Source organism: uncultured Aquimarina sp. (genome assembly GCF_947500065.1).
Taxonomy (GTDB): domain Bacteria; phylum Bacteroidota; class Bacteroidia; order Flavobacteriales; family Flavobacteriaceae; genus Aquimarina.
Genome location: NZ_CANMQT010000002.1, coordinates 14,959 through 40,340 on the forward strand (window position 1 = coordinate 14,959; position 25,382 = coordinate 40,340).

The window sequence follows — 25,382 nt, forward strand, 5'->3', positions numbered from 1 at the left end:
AAAAACGCAAAGAACGTTAGCTCAACTGGAAGAGCGTCTGCCCGTCACGCAGAAGGATATGGGTTCGAATCTCATACGTTCTTTGTTAGTTATATATGAAAAACTGGGAGATTGATAGTTTAATTGGAAAAATAATGGGTTGCGGTTCATAGTCGCAAGTTCAAATCTTGCTCATTCTCCCTTTTTCATGTTTAAATTTTATATTACACTTCTTTTTTTACCTTTGTTTGTGTCAATTCTTAGGTGAAATACTCAAAAGAAAACTGAAGTTTTTTTGTTCTAGATGAAAAAGAAAAATCAATAACAGGAGTAACAATTTACCTTATTAAGACACCTATAGTAAACGTTATATCATTAACCACTGTAACACTTACAATGATCCATACCATAGAAAACGAAAAATTAACAGTTCGTATTGATACTACAGGAGCTGAACTTGCAAGTATCAAAACCAAAAAAGACAACAGAGAATTTTTATGGCAAGGAGATCCAGCCATCTGGGCAAGTCAAGCACCAGTACTTTTTCCTATTATTGGTGGATTAAAAAATGGAACCTACACGTATAAAGAAAAAAACTATTCGCTTCCTAAACATGGATTTATACGATATAATAAAAATGTTATAGGTATTCAGAATTCGAAAACTAAGGCTTCATTCTCTCTATCTTCATCAGAAGAAACTATGAGTAGCTATCCATTCAAATTCAGTTTTACGATTAGCTTTGAACTTATCGATAATCAGATCATTGTTTCTCATACTATAGAAAATAAAGATTCGGAAACTATGTTTTTTTCAGTTGGAGGACATCCAGCTTTTAATTGTCCTTTGGATCCTTCAGAAAAGTATGAAGATTACTATATCTCACTCGAGAAAACAAAGAACCCTAAAAGCTACGTTCTAAATGATCAAGGTCTTATTTCTAAAAACACTATTTCTATCATAGATGATTATAAAATTTGGCTTACCAATACTCTTTTTGATAAAGATGCTTTAATTTTCAAGAATATCAACGCAAAAAAAGCAACCCTTATTCACAAAACCAATGGTCCAGTGTTATCGGTAGATTTCAAGGACTTTTCTGATCTCGGTATTTGGGCAAAACACCAATCACCATATGTTTGCATAGAACCTTGGTTAGGATATGCAGACGTAGAAGAAACAACTCAAAATATCGAAGAGAAAGAAGGGATTCAAAAGTTAAAAAAAGAAGAAATACATAAAAGTAATTATACGATAACCATCATCTAACATTACTTAGAATCAAAATGAATTATCTAAAAATTTGGAACTTTATGCATAATAAACTCATATTTGCACCATAAATAAGAACAAAAAAATAAGTTTTAAATATCTATGAATCTATTTTGTACACATAAAAAAGGACGCTGTAAAGTTATTTTCAAATCGAAAGCATAGATAAAAAACTAGAAAACGATATACATCTGAAGAGCGTCCAAAAAAATTGGACGCTTTTTTTATGCATCATTTTTAGAAACTATGAACACCAAATAAAATGTTGTTTGAGCGATACTCTTAAGAGGCACAGTTAGTTACTAAATTGGTTAGTTTCCGTCACTAAACGGACAGGAATTCCTTTATCTAAAAACAAGCATAAATAGCTGATAATCAAATAAATAAATTGAAAAATAATTTGCATACTTAAAAAATAGATTTGATATTTGCACCGCAATACAGCAATAACTATTAATAACCGAAGTACTATGACCTTTACAAACATATACACTGATACATCAGGAGAACGAGGTTCTTTTATGTATACGCTTCGGGACTTCTATAATTCATAAACTGATTATAACAGTTTACTATAAAGTCCGAAGTAAGAATAAAGTTTCGGACTTTTATTTTTAGCAACTCCTCTTAAGATTAACTAACACTCAGAATATCAATACTAATTGATATATCGCACCGTTGCGCTCAGTTGTAACACTGATCTGTCATATTGAGCTTGTCAAAGTGTTGTCTAAGTATTCCGAAAAAATCAACAAGTATTAATTTTTTAAACAATAATCAAATGAAATTTTATAACCATAACAGTTAGGGTTTCAGTGATCAAAAGATATGCTGGAATCATTAGTAAGACAATTATGAACTAAATAAAATGTCTAATGAAACCGGCACATATCAAAAGCCAAAGACAAAAAGAAGTTCGTCGTATTCAAAAAAGACAACGTAACATCTGGGAAGAACAACGAAATCTAGGATATATAAAACTAGAAAAACCTATTCGTCATGGTTGGTTTAAGGAATCTGTAATTACTAAAAATGTAGAAAAATATAAAAATCAAAAATACATTGAAGAATTACACAAAAAGTTAGAAAAATCATTTTGGGGAAGAACTAAAGAAGAAGCCGAGAAAAATTGGCTTCATGAAACTTCAAAATATTTAATTAACAAAAAATTACCAACTATAAGTCCTAGATCTTTTAATAAACTTAGTGATGGCGCACAAAGAATGTGTGTTCCTTTTAGATATTATACTAGGAAGAAGAAACTAAAACTTCGGTTTTATGTCAACCTTCCCAAAGGTACATACAAGATCAAATTTACGAAAGCCTATGTAACGCATAGTAAACGAATAGATCCAAAACTAGAAAGTGAAGATGCATTACTAGAACAAAAGTTGTTGAAAAATGGATACTTCGAGGAAGTACAAAAACAATATAACTGGAGAGATTATTGGCAAATTTCAAAAGCTAAAAAAGAAAAGCTAAAAATTAATAGTAAACTAAGGGATCTAAAAAAATATAAGATTCCAGAAATTATAAAAGAAGAAATATCATGGGAAAGAAATTAAGCGGAAAAGACTTAATCAAATTAGGCTTTCCAAAAAACAATAGTATTAATGTGACATTAGGTCAGATTAATCGCTATCAAAAAAGAGTAAAAAAAGAACAAATATTAATAGAAGCAAAAAAAGTATTATTAAATCCAGAAGCCTATCAAGGTGATGGCGTATGGGGTAAGATTGCTGAAAGTTTACTAAAGCCAGTGGAAGTAAAAAAACATGCTTTAAAAACTATCAGATCACCGTTTCAGATCTATGGAGAAAATGAAATCGATGACCAGGCAAAATACCAGCTGTATGATGCACTCAAGTTGCCAGTAGCAGTTGCAGGTGCTTTAATGCCAGATGCACATAGTGGCTATGGGTTACCAATTGGTGGAGTACTTGCTACAAAAAACGCAGTGATTCCATATGGTGTAGGCGTAGATATAGGATGTAGAATGTGTTTGACCATTTATCCAATTGCGATCTCTTACTTAAAAGGGAAAAAACATCAATTGGAGAATATATTGTCTGAACACACCAAATTCGGAATGTATGAAACCCATAAAATAAAGCATGATCATGAGGTTTTTGAACGAGAGGAATTTAAAAACATTCCATTAGTAAAAAGACTAAAAGACAAAGCGTATAAGCAATTGGGAACCTCTGGCGGTGGTAATCATTTTGTAGAATTTGGAACTGTAGCTATTACAGATACGGCAAATGAATGGGGGTTGGATGTAGGAACCTATATAGGTGTATTGTCACATAGCGGATCTCGAGGATTGGGAGCCAATATTGCTAAACATTATACCTATTTGGCAACCAAACAATGTCCTTTACCAAAGCATGTACAACAATTAGCTTGGCTAGATCTAAATACCCACGATGGTCAGGAATATTGGTTAGCTATGAATCTTGCCGGAGATTATGCGCAAGCGTGTCACGATGATATTCACGCCAGAATTGGAAAGTTATTAGGATCGAGACCTGTTGCCAAAATTGAAAATCATCACAATTTTGCTTGGAAACAAGAAGTAAATGGTGAAGAGTGTATTGTTCATAGAAAAGGAGCAACTCCTGCTGCCAAAGGCGAGTTAGGAATTATTCCGGGATCCATGACAGCTCCAGGATTTATTGTGAGAGGATTAGGAAATCCCGAAAGTTTGCAATCCGCTTCACACGGAGCTGGACGATTACATTCCAGAAGAAAGTGTAAAGAGAAATTTACCAAGAGTGATATCAAAAAACAATTAAAAGCAAATGATGTCACACTGATTGGTGGAGGAATTGATGAAGCACCTATGGCTTACAAGGATATTAATAAAGTAATGTCTAATCAACAAGAATTAGTTGAGGTAGTTGGAACATTCACACCAAAAATCGTACGAATGGATAAGTAATGTGATTTGGGCGTTTCCCGTCGCGGCGGGTCAGGCTTTCGGCTGTATCTTTTCTGTCATACTTCTCGACTTAAGCTTGTCTTGAGCTTGTCGAAAGGCTCGAAGAGACAGAAAAGGATGCCGCCTTAATCCTTAACGCAAAAAAGAATAAAAAAATGGACAAAATAATTCAAATTACGGCCGGAAGAGGACCTGCAGAATGTTGTTGGGTAGTAGCCCAAGTACTGAAGCTATTTCTAGAAGAAATTAAAAATAGTGGATTTACGTATATCATACTACAGAGAGATAAAGGTTCTGAAAATGGAACCGTACAATCCGCAACCATACAACTAAAAGGAAAAGAAATAGACACCTTTTTAGCGTCATGGCTAGGAACCATTCAGTGGATTGGTACTTCTAAATTTCGGAAGCACCATAAACGAAAAAACTGGTTTATCGGAATGTATGAAGTCAAACAGACTCAACTGATAACGCTAAATGAAAAAGATATTTCCTTTCAGGCAATGCGAAGTTCAGGTCCTGGCGGTCAAAATGTAAACAAAGTAAACTCTGCAGTTCGCGCTACTTATAACCCAACCGGTGATCAAGTAGTAGTAATGGATAGCAGATCACAACATCAAAATAAAAAAATCTCAATAGAACGATTAAAAGAAAAAGTACATCAAAGTCAGCTTACCAAATTACAAAAATCGTTATCTGATCAATGGGAAAATCACTTGAATATTCAACGAGGTAACCCAATCAGAACATTTAAGGGAACTGATTTTAAAAAAAATCATAAAAAACAATCGTATGCGTCCAATCGACAACAATTAAAAAAAGATTTGCGCAACGACTTAAAAAACTAGCATCATGGGAAATTTACTAGACAAATACCTATTTCAGGCATTGGATGCATATCCATATAACCTAGAAGAAGCTGTAGAATCATTGAACTATGCATTGTCATACGATGATAAAAATCCAATTGCACTTTGTTTAATGGGACAAATTTATGCTGAAAGTCTTAAAAATTATGAAACTGCAAAAGAGTATTATCAACAAGCTTTAGCAGAAGATATATACGCATTAGATGTATATCCAAAATATATCAATGTATTGCTTTGGAATGAAGATTATGATGAAGCAGAAAAACTAATTGACTTTGCCTTGACTTTAAAAGGAACAGATAAAGCAGTTTTATATCTACAAAAAGGAATCCTTTTCGAACAAAAAACGGCATATAAAAAAGCACTTAAAGTACTGAAAATTGCCAAAATACACACCTACAACAATTACTTCATAAGTGATATCGAAGGTGATGAAAAAAGGATTAAAGACAAAATGCCTAAAAAGAAAAATAAGAAGAAGAAAAAAGGAAACAAAACCGATAGCTCTTCTAATAAGTCAAAAAAGAAGAAAAAGAATTAATAATGATCTGTCATTCTAGTCGTTCGACTTGGCTCAGGCTAAACTAAAGGCTGGAATCCAAAATATTACAATGGATTCTGGTCTACGACAGAATGACAAAATAAAAAAAGAACTATGGGAGCTCCACACAACAAAAAAAGATATGGAGAACTGTGGCCTAGCTATAGAATTTATCATGCATTAGAAATATTAATACCGCTTAAAGATTTAGTTATTTTATCAGGAGGATGGGCGTGGCATTTTTTATCACCTATAGGTCATACAGAATATAAACATGCGCATGATCATAAAGACATTGATCTTTTTGTAGATCCTAAACATGTAGCTCAGGTAATGTGTATACTACAGGAAAATGATTTCCTAAAAGTATGGACACGCTATGACAACCTACCAAGTGATGAGAATTTTAGGCGTTATGAAAAAACTGTGATCACAGAAAATGAAAGACCTGTAAGAATCACAATTGATTTTTTCGTAAAACCACATATTCCTTATCGCACTATAAAAGGATGGACTATTGTAGAACCATCTTACTTACTAGGATTGTATTCTAATATCCACTCTAGCGATAAGTGCTGGGCAGTACAATCTGCGATTAAACTATTGGATCAAAACATAGATCCTTTGGATAAAGAGGAATTGGTAACGATTCCAAAAATATAAAGACAAACTAGGTCCATTAGTCCGTCGCGGCAGGTTAACAGATCTAAAAAACAATAACATGAAAGAATGTATAATAAATTTAGATTTACCTCCAGAAAAAAGATGGGTGTTTCTTAAAACATATAAAAAAGAAGTAAACGAACTACTCCAATATTACATCAATGATTTTGTTGAAGCAGATATTTTATTTGATTCTGTAAATGAATATAAAGAACGATTGGTATCTAAAGAGTATCTAAAAGAAATAGATGGTATAGCTACCATCTGTGATTTCTCTTCCGATCAAATATTGATAGCAAACTTATACTATGACCTCTTAAAATTTTATTTAGGTTGTACTGCATTTGCGGTTTATAATGGAACCGAAATATTACATTCCAGAAATCTAGATTGGCACACAGAAAATGATTTATTAAGTAAACATTCAATAATTTTTGATTTTCAAAAAAAAGGTAAGACACTATATAAATCAGTTGGATGGCCGGGTTTTATTGGAATCTTATCTGGAACTAAAATTGGAAAATTTTCACTAACCTTGAACGCAGTTTCTAGTAATGATTCTCCAGAAATCGCAACTCCCATTTCATTTTTATTAAGAGATGTCTTAGGTGATTGTAATTCATTCCAAGATGCCAAATACAAAATAGAACAAACCATGATCATGAGCGATTGTTTGATTCTTCTTTCGGGTGTAAAAAGAGAAGATAAAGTGGTCATTGAAAGAACTCCTAAAAGGTTTGCAACTAGAACAACGGAAGAAGACTATATAATTGTTACTAATGATTATAAACTTCTTCAGAATAGTTCTTCAACCGGAAACATGTTGCAGGACACCTCTTGTGGAAGATATGATAATACTCAGGAATTACTATTAAAAAATATTCCGCTTAATGATAAGGAGTGTTTAAAAATATTGCAAGATGATAACATAATGATGGAAATTACTGTCCAGCAGATGGTATTTCATAATCACTCTGGAAAAATTAAACTAATAAAAACCTGTGAATCTATTATGAAATAAAATTCGTTTTTAGAATTACATTAAACTAAACCTATGGATCTGCAATTACAGATTCATAGGCATTAAATGATAAAACAACAAATAATGAAAACAACAAATACAATTATAATTATAGACCTAGAAGCTACATGCTGGAATGGTCCTATTCCTAAAGGTCAAGTAAACGAAATTATAGAAATCGGCATCTGTGTACTAAATACTGAAACTAGAGAGATTTCTAAAAATCGAGGAATCTTAATTAAACCTGAACGATCTGAGGTAAGTCCATTCTGTACAGAATTAACCACCATTACAAAAGAATTACTAGATCAAGAAGGTGTTTCATTTATAGAAGCTTGTGAAATTTTGAGAACCGAATATCAGGGACACCAACATACTTGGGCAAGTTATGGGCAGTATGATCTAAATATGATAAAAAAGCAATGCAATTACCGAGAAATAGAATATCCTTTATCACAAAATCACATCAATGTAAAAGAACTTTTTACAGAAACTAAAGGACTCAGAAAAAAAACAGGAATGAAAGGCGCTTTAGGCATGTTGGATATTCCTCTAGAAGGAACACATCACAGAGGTGTAGATGATGCTAAAAATATAGCTAAAATTTTGGATTGGTGTATACAACAACAAAAACCATAAGAGTATATACTCATGCAACACTGTTTAAAGAAATGTAAAATACTAAAGTATACTCTCAATACAATAAGATATATTAAAATATAAAAATACGGGACTTACTTATGATGCCATTTGTAAATTAATTCTTACGTATTATTTCGATTTTAAATGCCAAAAAAGGTACTTTTCTTTACTGTAAAGCCATACCTAAATGTTAAAATTTAGTTAATATTAACATTTAGGTGTAAGGTTTAACTTTTTCTTAGTTTTTATCGCTTTTTAAAAAAAACACGAACTCAAACATGTAATTTTTGCAATAAAAAACATAAAGCAACATTCAATATTAAAAACAAAATCTTACTAAAAAAAGAAAGGGTAATCTGATTATTTTAAAGCTTGATTGCTTCAATGAATCAAGGTATTATAGATTTTAAACTCAGTAAATCAATCATAAAAAAATTAACTTATTCTATTAAGATTTGATGTACTGTTGTGCTTCAAAAAAAAGAAAATCGTAAAATACATAAAACCATAATTCACTTAAAGGTTTAACAGTAAACAAATTACAAGTTAATCTCAAAAATTGTAAGAATTGTATTTCTTATGATTTTTAACAAATTCTCACAAGCCTTCTTACGTCCCTTTTTTTTGTAATTTAGCCTGTATCAGCTTAAAAAACTAGTTACTAACCCCAAAATAACTAACAAAATGGAATCTCTTAAAACCCCCTTCCTTATTTTAATTTCTTTATTATTTTTTAAAACATATTCGCAAGAAATTGTAGATCACAATCCTTGGGATCAAATTTTGATTCTCAATGTTACAGATAACGGTCTGGTGAATTATGATGGAGTCACAAGGGATGTAGTCGTTTTTTATAAATACTTTAGATACCTTCAGGATATATCTCCAGAAAATCATTGGGATAATAAAGAAAAAATAGCCTATTGGCTTAATGTTTACAATGCTACTGTTATGAAAATGATTATTGATGAATATCCGATTACATCAATTAATCAGTTAGAAAACCCTTGGAAACGAAAAGCCTTCAAATCAAAGGGTATTCGATATAGCCTAGATGATATTGAACATAATATTTTAAGAAAATTTGGTGACCCTAGGATTCATTTTCTTCTTAATTGCGGTTCCATGTCTTCTCCAAGGCTATGGAATAGAGCCTATACCAGCAGTAATATTGAATATGCCCTAGAAGAAAGAACTAGAGAATTTATTAATGATCCACAGCGAAATCAAATTAATTCTAAAACGGTGAGAATTTCTCAGTTATTTGAATGGTATGAAAATGATTTTGTGAGTAGTAATCATACGGATGTGATTGACTTTATCAATGAATATGCAACTACTCCAATTAACAAAACAATAGTCAAAAAATATGTTACATACGATTGGTCGCTAAACAAGAATGACGAAAAAACTCCAATAACGAGTAATAATTAAATATGGCTTTTTAGTTATACACTGATCAATTACAAGTTCTTTTTAAAATTTAGAACAAACACAACTTTTACCCATTACAAAACAGTGATAAACTGTGATGAATTTTCATTCATCATCGGTTCTATATATCTATGAAACTTGATTAAAAAGTTTATTAGAATCTATTGCCACACGCAGCCATTTTCAAAACACTTTTAAAACCTAAACACACCTTATTATGACTAACATTACTAATCTAAAAAAAGTTTTACTAATACTATGTTTAGCATTTATTTCTTCAATATCTGCTCAAACTATTATAAATGGTTTTTTTCCCAAAAAAAAGGACCTTACGTTTGCCACTTCCTACTCATATAAAAGTTATAACAACTTTTTCAGAGGCAGTACCGAAACCAAATCCAATCCTATGAATATGGGTGAAATTTCATCGACTGTGGTAAGCATATATGGAGAATATGGGATACTTGATTGGCTATCCACCACTGTCGCCTTACCCTATATTTCAACACAAAATGAGACAGGGGTTTTAGATCCGGTATCACAAACCAATGAAGTAAGTGGCGTACAAGACTTAAGTATGTTTCTCAAAGCAAAAGTTCTTGAAAAAGACTTAAACAATTCATCCAAGATAGCTATTGGTGGAGCAGCAGGAGTTTCAGTACCTGTAGGAGGATATGAAGAAGCAGGAATACTGTCTTTAGGTAATGGAGCAACAGCCTTTGATGGATGTGGTTTTATACAGCTTAAAACACCAGCCAATCTTTTTATAGAATTACAAGCAGCTTATAGTTTAAGAAATAATTCGGATTTTGATGTTCCTAATGCTACATTATTTAGCGCTAAACTTGGATATTACAACAAATGGTTTTATGCACACGCAAAAGTAGGGACTCAGAACTCATTAGATGGGTTTGATATCGGCTCTCCAGAGTTTGCAGCTGCAGGAGGTGCGCAAGCTTTACCGGAAACTGAAGTAGATTATACCAATTTTTACTTTGATATATATGTTCCTTTATATAAAGAAAGTATTGGAATTTCTTCTGGATACATTACTAATATGAGTGGAAAAAACTTTGATAGAGCCTCAGGTTTTTCTCTAGGGTTGGTGTATAAAATAGAGTAATACCCATCTAATATTTGTAATAGTCTTATTGCTTATACCAATTAAAAACAACTATCCTACTAAATCCTATATTCATGAAAAAAATATACTTTTTTGTTATAATTATTACTATGTTCTCTTGTGAAAATGATGACTATATTTTATTAAATAAGGAAATAGATCAAACATCCTTTTCAAAAGTACCTTCAGGTCCAACAGGATTAGATAAACAAATTTTAGATGATTTAGAAAATATTTCTGGTGGTATTGGAGCTTCATTTTTTCTTCTTCCAGAAAGTAATCAATATAGTAATATCCCGCAGGATCCATTAAACCCAATTACTCCAGAAAAAGTAGCATTAGGAAAATTACTTTTTCATGAAACCGCTACGGGAGGAAATCCAACTACACCATCCAATTTATTCACGTATTCTTGCGCTTCATGTCATCATGCAGCGGCTGGATTCAGTTCTGGATTGAGACAAGGAATTGGAGAAGCTGGTGTAGGTTTTGGAGCTAATGGAGAAGGAAGAATTTTTAACACCAGTATCCCCGTAGTCGATGCAGATATACAACCTATTCGTTCTCCTACGGTTTTAAATGTAGCGTATCAGGATATCATGTTATGGAATGGACAATTTGGAGGCTCAGGAACCAACCTAGGTACAGAAGCCAATTGGACGAACATTCCAGAAAATTTTATTGGTTTCGAAGGTGTAGAAGTGCAAGCTATCAAAGGGCAAGGTGTACATCGATTATTAGTTGACAACAACTTTGTTAGTAATTTTGGATATCAACAAATGTTTGACAATGCCTTTCCTGATTCACCTATAACGGAAAGATATACTACTACAAATGCAGCCTTAGCCATTGCTGCTTATGAACGAATCATATTACCTAATCAATCACCTTGGCAGCAATGGTTAAACGGGAATTACAACGTATTATCTAACAACGAGAAAAAAGGTGCCAAAGCTTTTTTCGGTAAAGGAAAATGTTATCAATGTCATACGGGTCCTGCATTAAACGACAAGAACTTTTATGCCTTTGGAATGGGCGATTTTGACAACACTAGTGAAGCATTTGTATTAGATCAATCAGGTTTCGAAAATGTAAAAAAAGGAAGAGGTGGATTTACTAAAGTGACCAGTGATGATTACAAGTTTAAAACCCCTACCCTTTATAATCTTATAGATAATGGAGTCTATGGACACGGAGGAACTTTTACTTCGGTGAGAGAAGTGATCGAATATAAAATCGAAGGTGTCCCAGAAAACACAGAGGTACCAACAGAAAATTTAGCAGAACAGTTTGGTGATATTAAACTAAATAAAACCGAAATAGACAATTTAGTATTGTTTATTGAAAATAGTTTGAGAGATCCAAATTTATCAAGATATGTTCCTTTAACTATAAATTCTGGAAACTGCTTTCCCAACAATGATTCCACATCGAGAATAGATCTTGGATGTGATTAATTGTTTTTAAATATTTTTGCCCCTAAGTACTAAACACTAGAATACAATGTCATTTTTAAATCATGCTACGGCTCATTGAAAACTATTTCCCAAATAAAATAGTCTAACACAAATTCATCAATGAGCTCAGCATGATACTTATTTCTTTGATCAGTGAAATTTACTTTACAATTAGTTTTACAATATCCGAATACTGATCACCAATGATTTTTAGAAAAAACGTCCCTTTTTTATCTAAATTAAACTTCGTTGATTGATGATCAGTAATGGAAACAATATCGATCACTTGACCGATGGTATTTACAACCTTTACTTCTACCGGAAAAATCGTCGAATTTGGTAGCTCAAGATTAAAAATACCGTTTCCAGGATTCGGATATAGTATTGGTTTTGGGATATGTACTGTTATGTCATTTACGGATAATACTTGACTTGGTAAAAACACTCTACTTTCGCCATTATTAAACGTATATGTTTGTAAGCTATTCCATATAAAATCTACAATAGCAGTATAGTTATTTTTTACAATGTCAGGAATTCTAATGGGTGCGGATAAACCAGTATCAGGAAATTGGAAATTTGCAGGAGGTTGCTCTCCATATAAAACTGAATAATGTATCAATGCCGTTAGAAAGTATACAACCGGATATCCGTGTGGTGCTCCATCTTCATACAATACATTTGCAGAAATATCTGATAAAATTCCAGTATCCGAAAGTAAATCTGCCAGAATAGGTCCTACAGGAATTAACTTTACATTAGCATCCGGTCTTGCCTCCAACACCTGATCCTGAAGTGTAATCCACCAATCATGAAATTCACCTTTTGTATACTCATAATAAGCACCAAATTCTTGTGCTTCTTGTGCTTCAGAAACAGTAGGAAAAGTTCCATTAAATTCAGGCCAGTTCTCATAAATATAAAAATCAATATCTGGTTCTTCAATTCTTACGTAATCTAGGATTCGAAGTACTGCTTCTACAGAACTCAATGCATTTGGATCCAGATTACAATCTTCTATATATTGTTGGTCACAAAATGCATTCTCTGTAGGAGTTGATGTCTGTTGAATAAAATTGGCTAAAGTAACCGTCACGTTATCATAATCCCAGCTACCAAAATCTTCATTAGTTTCATTTATTCTGGTGTTAGGCGCATCGATAAAACCCCATTGAAATGTAGGTGGTAATTGTTGAAGCGGTAAAAACCCAAACTGACCATCAACAGAATAGTCATTGCCAGTTTGCTGAGCAAGTAAATACATCCAATCAGGAATATTACTTCTATTCTGTGTTGCTTGATCAGCACTATGATTCACTAGACTATGTCCGAAAATATAAGACTTATTATCTATCTGAGAAAAACCTACTTGACAACATAATACCATTACTATGGTTAACGTATAATTAAAAATATTTTTTGAATGAATTTTAGTGATTTTTAGATTCATAACATACGTTTTTAGGTCTAATTTATAAGACCCTCTCATGTTAGAACGCACTACTTTATAAACACCCTACCCCAACTACCTCAACTTTTACAAAATATTTTCATTTTTAAGTTTTCCTGCTATTCATATCTATAACACGCATAATTATTATATTTACTAAAAACAATCTTTAAAGGAATGAAAGACAAATTATTTGAGGAAGTAATTGACAATTACGATGCACTAAAATACAGCCTGTTAAAAGCACAAACATTTGATGAATCTCATTTTGGTTTTCCGGAAATTTATTATAAGATTATGGAAACAGATAAGCAACGTGTGGATGCTTTTCATAAGGCTTTTCAACTCAATAATAATTTTAAAGATGCTACAGTTTGTGAAATTGGTGTAGGAACATTGCCTCTCACCAAATTATACATGCCATATGTAAAAAAAGCATATTTAATTGAGAATAATCCTGATCTGATTCCTTTTATTAATAAAGAGATTGCTAAATATCCTTGGGCAAATAAGGTAGAGGTTATCTATGCGGATGCTTTAACTGTAGATTTGCCAGAAAAAGTGGATTTTGTAGTTGGCGAATTAATGAGTATTTACTGTGCTAATGAATTTCAGGTACAGATTTTTCAACATATGCGAGATTTCTTAAAACCTGGTGGAAAATTATTCCCTAATCGGATTGTAAATTTTGCGAGACTTTGCGAAGCTGAAATTGATTCAACTGTTCATCATTACCCAGTTAATTTTACCAGACATCAACCAATGTTTTTAACGCAGCAATTTTTGGTTAACGAAATTGAACTATTAAAAGAAAAGAAACAAGGTGTAAAGCTCAGTTTTTCGGTTCCGGTTTTATTCTCGGGAACTGTTAATGCATTGTATTTAGAATCTTATGTAGAAATTACAGAAGGCTCTAATTTTACGGGTACTGATAGTTTAATGCCTCCTACTGTTCTAAAAACCACTAATACGCAAGAAGTAAAAGCAGGAGATCTAGTTCATATAGATTTTAGTTTTGACTATGGTGCCTCTCTAGATGATATTAGTTGTGTATTGTCTTGATTAGATCTCAAAAACATTTTCACAGTTGAAAAATGAATCTTGATAAATTGCTTTCCAAAATATTTGGAATAGAAGAACAAAAATTTGAATTCACCCAAAAGGAAAAAGATCTTCTTTCTGAAGAAAATCCTGCACCTAGGGAAACATCCATTATAAATGTGGATAATTTTTCTATATCTGACACATACAATCCATATGAAGAATTATTATCCGATTTATTTCAGGAAGCAAAAAACTTCTCTTTGCTAGAAGATCAGAAAGTTTATGTCATAAATATAAAAGAACTGATATCTTATGAAGTTTTTTCTAACCTGACTAAAGTTGAAAAAAAAGAATTTTTACATTATTTAATATCAAAAGAGGAATGGACAAATAACAACTCGAAAGTACCTGAAAATTATAGAGCGATGTTAGCTAACTATCTACTCAGAACAACGCTACCGCTCACAAATAAAGAATTAATTGTTATTATCAAACTGTGGTCTAATGAGAAGGTTTTTAATACTTCGCCAACAAACCTTTTTAATCAAATACATACCGAAAGGGAGTTGATGATTTTTTTTGATTTTTGGGGCAAAAACACATTGCCTTATACACCAGAAAAAACTATTGTAAATAGAATAAACAAATGTGTTCAAAAAAAATCAGTTTCTTCAGATTTTTATATTTCCCTCAAAGCTTTACTATGGAGTAGAAAAATACGTTATGAAGAATATCGATATTGTTCTTATATATCTAACGCTATAGAACGAATACTCATAAATTATCGTGCTCAATTATTAAACGATCATTTACCTCTCTTTTTAGTACTACCAGATCATTTTGGAAACAGAGTCAATACTAAAATTATAGGTTTGAAAAATCCATATCGTACTGCTTTCTCCAAATTATTACATACGTTTAGTAATTCTACCACAGTTCCCATATCTACTCCTAAACATACCTATGATAGTGTTCATGAATTAATCCCTGTTATTGGAAAAAAAATGGTAAGTACATTAATATTTGATACTTTGCAAAATGCTATTCAATATAAATCTAAAGTTAAATCTATTCCTGTTACTTATATCTATTATGGAAAACGCTTCAAAGTAGATTATAAACCATTACCAAAAGAAAATATATCAATTATTTCAGGATTGATGTTGTTATCTTCTTATTTAAAAATAGATTCTTGTTTATCCGTAATTCCTGTTATTATAGAACGGGCGTATGCTCGTGTAGGAAAAAAAAGAGGCTATGGAAAAGGTTCTAGGGTTTTAGGAATCGTAGGGATTCAAATATTGGCTTGTTTTTCCGAAAAAAAAGGACAAACTATGCTATTACAATTATATAATGAAACGAAATCGAAAAGTATCAAAAAACAAATAGAAGAAGAATCTGAAAACCTAAAGAATAAAACAGGAACATCTTTACTCTAAAATATCCATATCAAACCCTATAATATCACGGATTCCAGGTTTTGAAACATCTTCTGGCTCTATAGGAGTTACATAATGCCAAAGATCATTCCCAAAAGTAAACTCCTCTCCTGTATCTGCCTGAAAAATAAATTCTCCTGGCTCTAATACTTTTTTATAGATGAGTTCATTAGTATCCGAAGTGATTTTTTCATAAACCTGACTTTCTGCACCAGTAATGTTTTGTCGATTCACCACCAATGCAGACATAATATATTGAGCACCATCTTCGTGCACTCCTTCTGGGGAATTTTCCCCTTTTATTTTTTCTTTAGAAATAGTTCTCATAAAATGACTCGTAATTTGAATCTTTCGAACTTCCGGATGTATTTTTTTAACAAGACCAGCCATTTTTTTTAGCAGTTCAAAAAACATTTCATTCTCTACAGCCTCTCTTTTCGCTTGCTTAAAAACGCGTTTCCATACTCTAAAATCATCCACATCCTGTTCAAAACCTTGTTGAACTATTCTTTCCACAAAATATTGATCATCCCAAATCTCGATTAAAAAAGAGGCAATATTTCGTTGTCTGGTAATGGTTGATAATTGATCGAATTCTTGTTGTTGATTCGTATCTAATCGTTCTATCCAATATGCTAAAGCTTCTATTGTTCTTGTACCTTCAAAATAAGGTTTATGTAACTTTTCAATTGATGTCGAATCTGAAGAAAAAGTTTCTTTTAAAAAAGCAATTTGTTTTCCTCTCACCAGATATACGTCATCTTGCAGTGTTTCAAACTGAGGTTTAAAGAAACTTAAAAAAGAGTTGAGATCCATCCGTAAATCAGATACACTTCCTACTCGAATCGGTGATTTAATAGTTCGACCTAATAATTTAGATATGTTTTTTTCTGTGATCACTTCTTGATTCTTACTTTTTTACTAATGTGCTCTAGACAAGCATTTTTATTAAACAACCAATATGCATAAGGTATTGTTATGATAGGAACCTTTGTCCTAAACAATGTTTTGTACTGATCAATAGAAAATGTCTTTTCTAATGCTCCAGGATATCCCACCAAATCAATACAAATAGTTCTTTGGTTATAAGTTAATAAAATATCCATTACATATCCTGCTAACTGATAATTAACAATAATATCTTTTTCCTCAATTCCCAACTGAATCAATTCTTCGTGGACTTCTTTCGAGAAATTATCTATATATTCTTCAACCGTACTATGTTGATGATGTATCCTAGTTTCTGACTGATAATCGATCAATAAATGTTTATTCTTAAAGTTTTTGGCGTCAAAAGAATAGTATAAAAATTGTTTTTGTTTCGCACGTGTTATACTTACATTGAATACATCTTCTCTATCCAAATATTGAAAAACTGAAGTGCTTATATCATTATCTATGGTAAATGTGATATGCATTTGATCTCGTTCCTCTCCCTGAAACTCAAAAGGAGTTCCCACTGCAATTCTATGCTTTTTTATAGCAGAAAGATCGTACTCTTCTATCTTATTCTTTAGATAATTTACCTGATCTCTAAAAGGGGAAAGAATACCAATTGTAGTTGCTACACCAGAAGCTATATGAAGCTCTTCATTAATTACCTTTTGTACGTCTTCTAATATTCTATCCGCTTCCTTAAGGTTCGTACCATCTTTTAATTTCTGACCATCACAAAAAACCCAGTGCACAGCCGATGATTTATTATGAATCTGCAAGTCTGACATTACTTTTAGCCTATCAAAATAGAATTTCTGATTACTATATCGTATGATACTAGGAACACTCCTATAATGTTCATCCAAAAAATGGATATTACTTTGAGAAGGTAACCGTTCCATCGCGTAATCCAGGAAACTGGTCTCTCTATAATTCATAACATCCACTCCCTGCAGCAAACCATAATTGTTAGCTGTATTTTCCATCACTTGCCTAGATAAAAAAGAAACATGTCTAAGCTGCTTTGGATCCCCTACTACCACAATTTTTTTAGCTCTTGCCAATACCGGAATCATGGTTGTAATATCACATTGAGAAGCTTCATCAATAATTGCTACATCAAAAATATTGTTCTCTAATGGAAACACATCACTAACATCTGTAGACCTTGTAATCCAAATAGGCAAACATTGTAACAATGATGGGAAATTTATAGTCTGAAATAAACGTTCCCTTTCTACAACATCTTTAGTTTTAATCAACCTTAATAATTGAGGAAAAGTTCGATCTTTTTTCAATAAACTAGAAATCTTATCTTGATACTTCAAAGAAATGATTTCTTTGATCAATTTATTTTTCTGATGAATGTAATGATCCAATAGTTCTATCAATTGCCAAAAAGGGTACTCTTTTAATACTTGTCTGGATACATACTTCCGTTTTAATCTTTTAAAAAAAGAAGGGTTATAGTCTAGAAATAGCTCTGCATTTTTGATTTCACGGTGCTCTCTTTCCTGAATTTCTTCACTTATTTCCTTAATCTTTTCTTGTGCATAGTCTATTTCACTTTGTTTTCTAGGAATATAATAATCGCCACCAGATTTTCTGAACCTAGTAATTGATTCTATTTTTTTTCGTAATGTAGCGCGATGACTTCTTCCAGAACCAGCTCTTATCGAGAGTCCTTTTACCCCTAAATCATTTACAATTTTATCTTGTAGCACATCGACAGCTTGGTCTGATTTAGAACATATCAATACACTTTTATTGTGATATACCTGATCCAAAGCCAAAGAAGCAATTGTATAAGATTTACCTGTTCCAGGAGGACCAATCACCACAGTGACATCATTCGATTTTACAGCCTGAATGATATCTAGCTGTGAATCGCTAAGATTAGAAGGAACATATATTGTTTTATCTGATTTACTTCCTGAAGTAATCTCAATTTTTCTTCTTGAGAAAAAACCTTGAAGCATATCATTAAAAATATGTCGTTCTTTTATCTCATCGATTTCATGCAATACATTACGACTAGATTTTGATTTCTCAACGATACCTAAGGCAATTGCAGGAAGTAATTTTAACGATGAAGCCTTTAAATGACTTCTTACTTTGTCACCCGAAATCAACTCGGGCAATTCTTGTATAAATGTAGTATCTATAGTAACATAGGAACCTAGTTTCTTTGCGATAGCACTTATATTCTGCGCTTTTGGCTCTTGATCATTAATCAATGATTTCATCTCCAGAACAAAAGAATCATCAAGATTAAAATTAGATTTCAACACATTTAACAAAGCATCATTAACTCTATTTTCGTCAAAATTATAATTGACATGATATAGGGCTTCATTATTAATCTCTAGTGTAGCAGGTGTCATTATTAAAGGAGCGCAAATCGTTCTCTTTTTACCTAAAAAAGTAAGTTTTCCTGTAATAAAAAAACTACAAGCTACGAATGTTTTTTCCTTTCTGTGGATCTCAAGATACTTGTATAACTCTTCACCAAAATTGGTTTTCATAAAGACGGTATCCTCCTCACGATATAACTGGTCAATCGTGTTTAGAAAGAATCGTTTATGGACTTTAGTTCCTAAAAAATTGAGTACATCATTATCTCTGAATTCTTGCTTATAACAATCCTGATAGTACGATAAGACTTTTTCTATGTGCATAGAGTGCTAATTTAAGCTTCTTCCTCGTCTTTCTGAAACCTTAAATAATCATCTACGGTTTGATTTACTGGCGGAATATCGTCTTCAACTATGGTTTTTAGTAACTCTTCTGTGAGTGGTGTTATGGACACTATGCGATTGGCTTGGTATTCTATTATTTTTTCGAATAAGTTTCGAGCAACTCTTGCATTACCAAAACTTTTATGTCGCTTTTCATATAGCTTTTCAAAAATAAATTCTAATTTTTCCTTTGCCTCTTCTGCTAGTACAAAATCATTTTTAAGACAAAAAAGTTCGAAAATTCCAATCAGCTCTTTTGGTTTATAATGATCAAACGTAAAATACCTATTGAATCGCGATTGTAAACCAGGATTAGACTCTATAAATTCCTCCATCTCATCAGGATATCCCGCAACGATTACAACTAATTGATCTCGATGATCTTCCATTTTCTTCAGTAAAACCTCAACAGCTTCGTTTCCGAAGTCTTTTTTATTGTCTTTAGCTAAAGAATATGCTTCATCAATAAACAATACACCGTCCAAAGAAGTTTTTATAACCTCTTCTACCTTTAGCGCTGTTTGTCCGACATATCCAGCAACCATACCGGTTCTATCGGTTTCTACCAGATGACCTTTCTCTAAATATCCTAAATGCTTGTATATTTTAGATACTAAGCGTGCAACTGTTGTTTTTCCAGTTCCTGGAGGTCCCATAAAAACTGAATGCAATGAATTGTTCACATTCTTCAGTCCTTTTTCTTCTCTTAGTTTCTGTACTTTTAAAAAATTAGAGAGTTCTTGTACTGCCGTTTTAATATTATCAAGACCTATCAGTTCATTGAGCTCATCTGTTACATCATCTAGCGTTTCGTTCTCATCAATTTCCGTTTGCTTAACTCCTTCTAATTTTTCTTTAGGGTTTGATAGTTTATCATTAATCTTCTTAAGCAATGTTTTCTCTTCTTCGGATATGGTTCCATCTGCTTTGGTTATTAACGAAGCAATACGATACAGAAAGGATCCTGAATTCGCAAAATGCTGACTATCTAATCTTTTTAATAAAGATGGAAGTAAAAATTCATTTTTATATTCGTCTCCTAAGTTAAATAGGCTTGCGGTTTTGATCACCTCAATATTCTCATCAAATTTTTCTGATTGTACAAACTTATTAATTCGTTCTATAGATAAAGAAGCTATGATATCATTTCCTTGAAGTTTTTCAAACAAAAAGGCTAGTAGAAATTTTATTTTGGTATCAGCTATCTCATTCTTTTTATCACTCAATGGATAAATCATATTGAATACCTTGATGATATCCTGTAGAATAACATGTTCTGCTTTAAATTCTAATGCATCATCCGTTTTATGAACAATGGCATTGATCGTATTAGAAAATCGTTTGTTATTATTAAGATCTTCTGCCAGATTCTGGATTTTTTCACCTTCATTTTTTAAGATTTGAAGAAACTCATAATCGATATCAAATTCCTGAGAGGTATCTTCTTTTTGATTTACAAAATCCTTAAACTTATTCGTGAAATCTGATAAACTCTTTTTTTCGTCCTTTTTAGTTAATATCAATTCATCTACCAAATCATTCAATAAAGTAATATGCCCTTCGGGAAAAGCACTAAACTTTACATCCTTAAATACATCTTTAGTTAGCGGAATTTTATTTTCGGCTATATGAATATGTTGTGTCGTAATTACAAAATCTAATTCCTCTAGAGACTCTTTTAAAGAGTACAATACCAATAAATCTTCATCTTTAATTCTAAGTGTTGGAAAAGCAGAAGAAATAGACAATATTTTTAATGGATTGATTGATTTTCCTTTAAAGAAAGAAGCTTTATGTTCCTGAGCTAATTTCGAAAAGAAAAGATCTGTGGCTTTATGGTATTTTCTGTTGGTCATAATACTCCTTATGAAATTTAATTTAGGACGATAGTTGTTGTTTCTTCTTTTTAGATCTCTTCTCGGATTCTACGGCTAGTATTACAAAACCTATTAACAATGATAAAAATGCAGTCAACATCAAAATCCCCCATAACATATTGTTAGGATAAACAGCTAACCCCTTAGGGACAGTAACTTTAGTCCTTTCACCAGTATCTACTAATGTTTCTCTTAGTTTTATCAATACATTGGTTCTTTCTAAAGCACTATTCGATTTCAAATTCTGAAGTTCGGTTTGACTTGCTTTTAAATTTTTATACCAAAAACCAATATCTTCATCCGGGGTTTCCCATAACATAGAAGTATATCCGCTAGTAATATTATTGGATTCTAAATAATCAATAACTTTAGTGAGTTCTTCATTAGCAAGTTCAATAGTATTTGCATCTGCTGCCCTTTTCAAATATCCAGAAACATTTTGTTTAAACTGTACTGATTTTGAAATTCGTACTCCAAAAATTACAAATGACACTAAAATTAATGCTATACCTATTATATTCTTCATTTATGAATCTTTTCGGATTATGTTATGTATGCTACATTTAAAGTAGTTTAAGACTAACCAAGGAAACCATATAACATACCTATAGAAGTAATTAACTCCCTACATCAATCTGCATCATTGCATCTTCTACTTCGTGTACTAGTTCATCAAAATGTGCTAATCGTTTTGTTTCTCGGTTTCTATTAAAAGGTAAATCGATATCTATATGCTTCACGAAATGAGAAGGCGCATGTTTCATGATATAAATATCATCCGCTAAGTAAACCGCCTCCTGTATGTCATGAGTTACAAATAAAATTGTAGGACTAAATTTTTCCCAAATGCCAATTAATAAATCCTGCATCTGCAAACGAGTTTTGATATCTAAAGCTCCAAAAGGTTCGTCCATTAATAAGATTTCGGGATTAGACATCAAACTTCTAGCAATCGCTACCCGCTGTAATTGCCCTCCAGAAAGTGTTGGGTATTGTGCATATTTTTTCTGATGACCATCTAATCCAACCAATTGGATCATTTCCATTGATTTTTCATCACGCTCTTTCTTGGAAACCCCTTTAAAACGCAATCCTAAACCAACATTATCTAACACTGTCATCCAAGGCAATGATGAATACTGCTGAAATACCATACTCACCCTATTCTCCTTACTAACAGGTTTTCCTTTTACCAAAACAGTACCTGAAGTTGGTTCTTGTAATCCTGCTATATATCGTAACAAAGTAGATTTACCACATCCTGACATTCCTAATATGACAGAAAATTGCCCTTGCATGGGTTTGTCCTCTACCAATAAATCTAAATTTTCTATGATTTTGGTTTTCCCTCCATCATATGATTGAGAGATCCCTCTAAGTTCTATAACATTAGGAGCCTGAGGACTATCTGTAAACTGTAATGCCATATTAGTGTTTGTTTCCTTTATTAATGTGTTTATATGGAAATAATATCCTATCGATCATGACAAAAAGTCGATCTTGTAATATCCCTATAACCACTATGATAATTAGTATAGCAAAAGCTTTATCGATTCTACTTTGTCGTTTTGCAGTCCAGATTAATTCTCCTATTCCACCTCCTTTATTCAGCATTTCTACAATGGTGATATATGTCCAAGAAATTGCCGTCAATACCCTGATATCATCAATAATCTTAGAAAAAACATAAGGCATATAAACAGTCTTAATGGTTTGCCACGAAGTTGCTCCCAAAGTAAAAACAGTATTGAGATATACATTTTGGACCTCATCGATCCGCTGAATGACGACGGGTATCAAGTACACAATAATACCAAATGCCAGAAAAGATACTTTCATATCACTTCCCAACCCTAACCACATAATAAAAATACCAGTTACAGCAGTTAACGGAATAAAACGATACGAATTGATAATCTGACTAAACAATCCTCTAAACAATGGGATTAATCCTAATAAAAAACCAATTGGAATAGATATCAGGATTGCCACCAGATATCCTAAAAAATTTAATTTAATAGAATAAAAGGTGTTCCCTATTACATCATCGTTTTTATTAAGATCCGGAAATGCTTTAATTACTTTAATTGGTGATGGCAACAAAGGATATACTTTGTTTTTCTTTAGGCCAAATGATGTCAATTCCTCAACACCCATTTGTTCTAAAGTATCATAACTAGCGATCAGGAGAGAATCATTTTCATAATACTTCCGCTCACTTTGAGCTATTTTAGAAATATCTATTGATTCATCCTGAGTAATTACAGATGTTGATAGAAACTCAGCCATCAAAAACCATAAGCCAATTAGAATCAAAGCGCCAATAACGGTAAGTATTCCTTTGTCTTTTGATTCTAAATTACCCCTAAGTTCAAATAGTTTTTTAATCTTTACCATTAGTCTACTACCAGTTCAAAGTCTGTTCTTCTATTCTTAGACTTACAGTCAGCATTTTGATTTCTTTCACATCCTGGAAGTGGTTTATCAGGGCCATTACCCAAAATGATAAATCTATTTGCTGGCATATTATGTTGCTTAATCAAATAATCCGCTACAGATTGTGCTCTCTTTTTTGACAACGTAATATTAGAATTTCTACCTCCTACATTATCAGTATTCCCTTCAATTCTGATACGTGCATTGGCAAAAGCTTTTGCAATTGGCGTAAATTGAAGATCTATTAATTGCTTAGAATTATCATCTATCTGAAATTCTCCAGTTCTAAAACTGATACTTACTTTCTTAGAAGATAATGATTCTTTCTTTTCTAATGTCTTATCAACGGCTGTAAACTGTTTTTGCTGCTCCGCATTGTGCGTATTACCAGAAAGCGATGTTTTTGTTACCAAATCTTTGGTAGATAATAACCTCCAGCTTTTCGCTCCAGCAGTACTGTATCCAAGAGCATTATATTTTACCTTCATTTTATTATAAAGATCCTCTCCAGTAACTCCAGTATAACTAGAATTTAATCCAAAGAAATCTTTATTATCTCCATGTGTTGCTAACCTTACATTGTTAATCGCATCATAACAGAAATCTTCTGGTTGTGATAATCCTTCAGCAAGAATTTTAGCTGCTTTTCTTTTGTTACTATCTGAACCATTTAATTCTGAAGCTCCGATCATCCATCCTTCATATAGATCTTGTAATTGTTCCTTATGAGTTTCGATAAATTCTTTTTTAGACACAAAAACATCTGCGATAATATGCGTTGCATTTTTAGTACTTTCTAGTACTTTAGAACCTGCTACTTTAGCTACACAATCTGCATCATCCGGACTCCAAACTACAGCTGCGTCTACCGTATTACTCTTAAATGAATCTGCTGCATCAATAGCACTTGGCACTTCTACCAATTGTACATCTTTTGTAGTCATATCACTAGCTTCTAATAACCAAATCAAGAAAGAATGCGAAGGTGTCATAGGTGCTACGGCAATCTTCTTTCCTCTAAGATCACTCACTTTATTAATTCCTCTAGCTGCTACGATCGCATCTCCTCCACGACTCCAGTCTGCCTGAAATACTACTTGTGGCTGATATTGAGATAATCCTTCTACTTCTGTTGGGAATGCATCAATTGTTGCCCACATTAAATCGATAGAACCATTCTTAAAAGCATCTCTAGAAGCATCAAAATCATCAATTACTTCAAAATTTACTTTAAATCCATAGTCTTTATAGAATCTAGATGCAGTATTAGCTTTAAACCCTTCATTAAAATATTGTCCACCTGCATATCCTCCCCAGGTTACAACTCCTACATTGATGACATCTTTATATCCTTCTTTTGTTTCTCCTTTATCAGAAGAAGAAGTCAATTCTTCTATTTTTTCTTTAGCGTCTGGGTTATTCCTTACAAATTTATTTAGTAAAAAATATAACCCTCCGATAATGAGTACTACAATTAAAATTTTTGAAAACGGTGTTAATCTTCCTTTTGCCATGATTTT

Annotated in this window: 20 protein-coding genes, 2 tRNA genes and 1 pseudogene; 15 read left to right on the forward strand and 8 right to left on the reverse strand. The window is 32.3% G+C overall.

The genetic code is table 11. The features are described from left to right. Positions 1-10 precede the first annotated feature (10 nt). The 13 genes and pseudogenes from Q0975_RS05640 (at position 11) to Q0975_RS05700 (ending at position 11,942) form a co-directional block, all read left to right on the forward strand. Positions 11-83 (forward strand) — tRNA-Asp (locus Q0975_RS05640). A gap of 24 nt (positions 84-107) precedes the next feature. Beyond that, positions 108-180 (forward strand) — tRNA-OTHER (locus Q0975_RS05645). Between the two features lie 195 nt (positions 181-375). Further along, positions 376-1,248 carry an aldose 1-epimerase family protein gene (locus Q0975_RS05650; protein WP_299434284.1) on the forward strand — a complete coding sequence of 291 codons (873 nt, stop codon included), beginning with the start codon at positions 376-378 and terminating at the stop codon, positions 1,246-1,248. Between the two features lie 878 nt (positions 1,249-2,126). Continuing rightward, positions 2,127-2,816: a hypothetical protein gene (locus Q0975_RS05655; protein ID WP_299434286.1), complete on the forward strand. Its 690-nt coding sequence runs from the start codon at positions 2,127-2,129 to the stop codon at positions 2,814-2,816. After that, positions 2,801-4,192, forward strand: a complete 1,392-nt coding sequence (locus Q0975_RS05660; RefSeq protein WP_299434288.1) for an RtcB family protein — start codon at positions 2,801-2,803, stop codon at positions 4,190-4,192. Before Q0975_RS05655 ends, Q0975_RS05660 begins: the two co-directional genes overlap by 16 nt. Positions 4,193-4,287: 95 nt before the next feature. Next, positions 4,288-5,040: pseudogene (gene prfH / locus Q0975_RS05665) on the forward strand (peptide chain release factor H); the annotation flags it as partial. 4 nt (positions 5,041-5,044) lie between these two features. After that, positions 5,045-5,602: a hypothetical protein gene (locus Q0975_RS05670; protein ID WP_299434290.1), complete on the forward strand. Its 558-nt coding sequence runs from the start codon at positions 5,045-5,047 to the stop codon at positions 5,600-5,602. A 114-nt stretch (positions 5,603-5,716) separates the two neighbouring features. After that, the gene (locus Q0975_RS05675; protein WP_299434292.1) at positions 5,717-6,265 is read left to right on the forward strand and encodes a hypothetical protein; all 549 of its coding nucleotides are present in this window, start codon (positions 5,717-5,719) and stop codon (positions 6,263-6,265) included. A 58-nt stretch (positions 6,266-6,323) separates the two neighbouring features. Then, complete coding sequence (locus Q0975_RS05680) at positions 6,324-7,286, forward strand: C45 family autoproteolytic acyltransferase/hydolase (protein ID WP_299434294.1); 963 nt, start codon at positions 6,324-6,326, stop codon at positions 7,284-7,286. Between the two features lie 84 nt (positions 7,287-7,370). Next, complete coding sequence (locus tag Q0975_RS05685; RefSeq protein ID WP_299434296.1) at positions 7,371-7,925, forward strand: 3'-5' exonuclease; 555 nt, start codon at positions 7,371-7,373, stop codon at positions 7,923-7,925. Positions 7,926-8,612: 687 nt separating this feature from the next. After that, complete coding sequence (locus Q0975_RS05690) at positions 8,613-9,362, forward strand: DUF547 domain-containing protein (RefSeq protein WP_299434298.1); 750 nt, start codon at positions 8,613-8,615, stop codon at positions 9,360-9,362. 217 nt (positions 9,363-9,579) lie between these two features. Further along, positions 9,580-10,485, forward strand: coding sequence for a hypothetical protein (locus Q0975_RS05695; RefSeq protein ID WP_299434300.1), 906 nt, complete (start codon positions 9,580-9,582; stop codon positions 10,483-10,485). Between the two features lie 74 nt (positions 10,486-10,559). Beyond that, positions 10,560-11,942, forward strand: coding sequence for a cytochrome c peroxidase (locus Q0975_RS05700; RefSeq protein ID WP_299434302.1), 1,383 nt, complete (start codon positions 10,560-10,562; stop codon positions 11,940-11,942). Between the two features lie 160 nt (positions 11,943-12,102). On the opposite strand, the gene Q0975_RS05705 is transcribed toward Q0975_RS05700, so the two are convergent. Further along, positions 12,103-13,392, reverse strand: a complete 1,290-nt coding sequence (locus tag Q0975_RS05705; protein WP_299434304.1) for a T9SS type A sorting domain-containing protein — start codon at positions 13,390-13,392, stop codon at positions 12,103-12,105. A 177-nt stretch (positions 13,393-13,569) separates the two neighbouring features. Between Q0975_RS05705 and Q0975_RS05710 the strand changes: the two genes are divergently transcribed. Continuing rightward, positions 13,570-14,454 (forward strand): methyltransferase domain-containing protein, encoded by an 885-nt coding sequence (locus Q0975_RS05710; RefSeq protein ID WP_299434306.1) that lies wholly within the window; start codon positions 13,570-13,572, stop codon positions 14,452-14,454. A 32-nt stretch (positions 14,455-14,486) separates the two neighbouring features. Beyond that, complete coding sequence (locus tag Q0975_RS05715; protein WP_299434308.1) at positions 14,487-15,875, forward strand: hypothetical protein; 1,389 nt, start codon at positions 14,487-14,489, stop codon at positions 15,873-15,875. On the opposite strand, the gene Q0975_RS05720 is transcribed toward Q0975_RS05715, so the two are convergent. The 7 genes from Q0975_RS05720 to Q0975_RS05750 form a co-directional block, all read right to left on the reverse strand. Next, positions 15,867-16,775 (reverse strand): 2OG-Fe dioxygenase family protein, encoded by a 909-nt coding sequence (locus Q0975_RS05720; protein WP_299434310.1) that lies wholly within the window; start codon positions 16,773-16,775, stop codon positions 15,867-15,869. The genes Q0975_RS05715 and Q0975_RS05720 overlap by 9 nt on opposite strands. Beyond that, complete coding sequence (locus Q0975_RS05725) at positions 16,772-19,489, reverse strand: AAA domain-containing protein (RefSeq protein WP_299434312.1); 2,718 nt, start codon at positions 19,487-19,489, stop codon at positions 16,772-16,774. The genes Q0975_RS05720 and Q0975_RS05725 overlap by 4 nt, the downstream gene beginning before the upstream one ends. 11 nt (positions 19,490-19,500) lie before the next feature. Then, positions 19,501-21,405 (reverse strand): AAA family ATPase, encoded by a 1,905-nt coding sequence (locus Q0975_RS05730; protein ID WP_299434314.1) that lies wholly within the window; start codon positions 21,403-21,405, stop codon positions 19,501-19,503. 22 nt (positions 21,406-21,427) lie between these two features. Continuing rightward, entirely contained in the window at positions 21,428-21,952 is a 525-nt protein-coding gene (locus Q0975_RS05735; RefSeq protein ID WP_299434315.1) for a hypothetical protein, read from the reverse strand. A gap of 91 nt (positions 21,953-22,043) precedes the next feature. Beyond that, entirely contained in the window at positions 22,044-22,853 is an 810-nt protein-coding gene (locus tag Q0975_RS05740) for an ABC transporter ATP-binding protein (RefSeq protein ID WP_299434317.1), read from the reverse strand. 1 nt (position 22,854) lies between these two features. After that, entirely contained in the window at positions 22,855-23,823 is a 969-nt protein-coding gene (locus tag Q0975_RS05745) for an ABC transporter permease subunit (protein WP_299434319.1), read from the reverse strand. Next, entirely contained in the window at positions 23,823-25,376 is a 1,554-nt protein-coding gene (locus tag Q0975_RS05750) for a phosphate ABC transporter substrate-binding/OmpA family protein (RefSeq protein WP_299434321.1), read from the reverse strand. The genes Q0975_RS05745 and Q0975_RS05750 overlap by 1 nt, the downstream gene beginning before the upstream one ends. Positions 25,377-25,382: the final 6 nt, after the last annotated feature.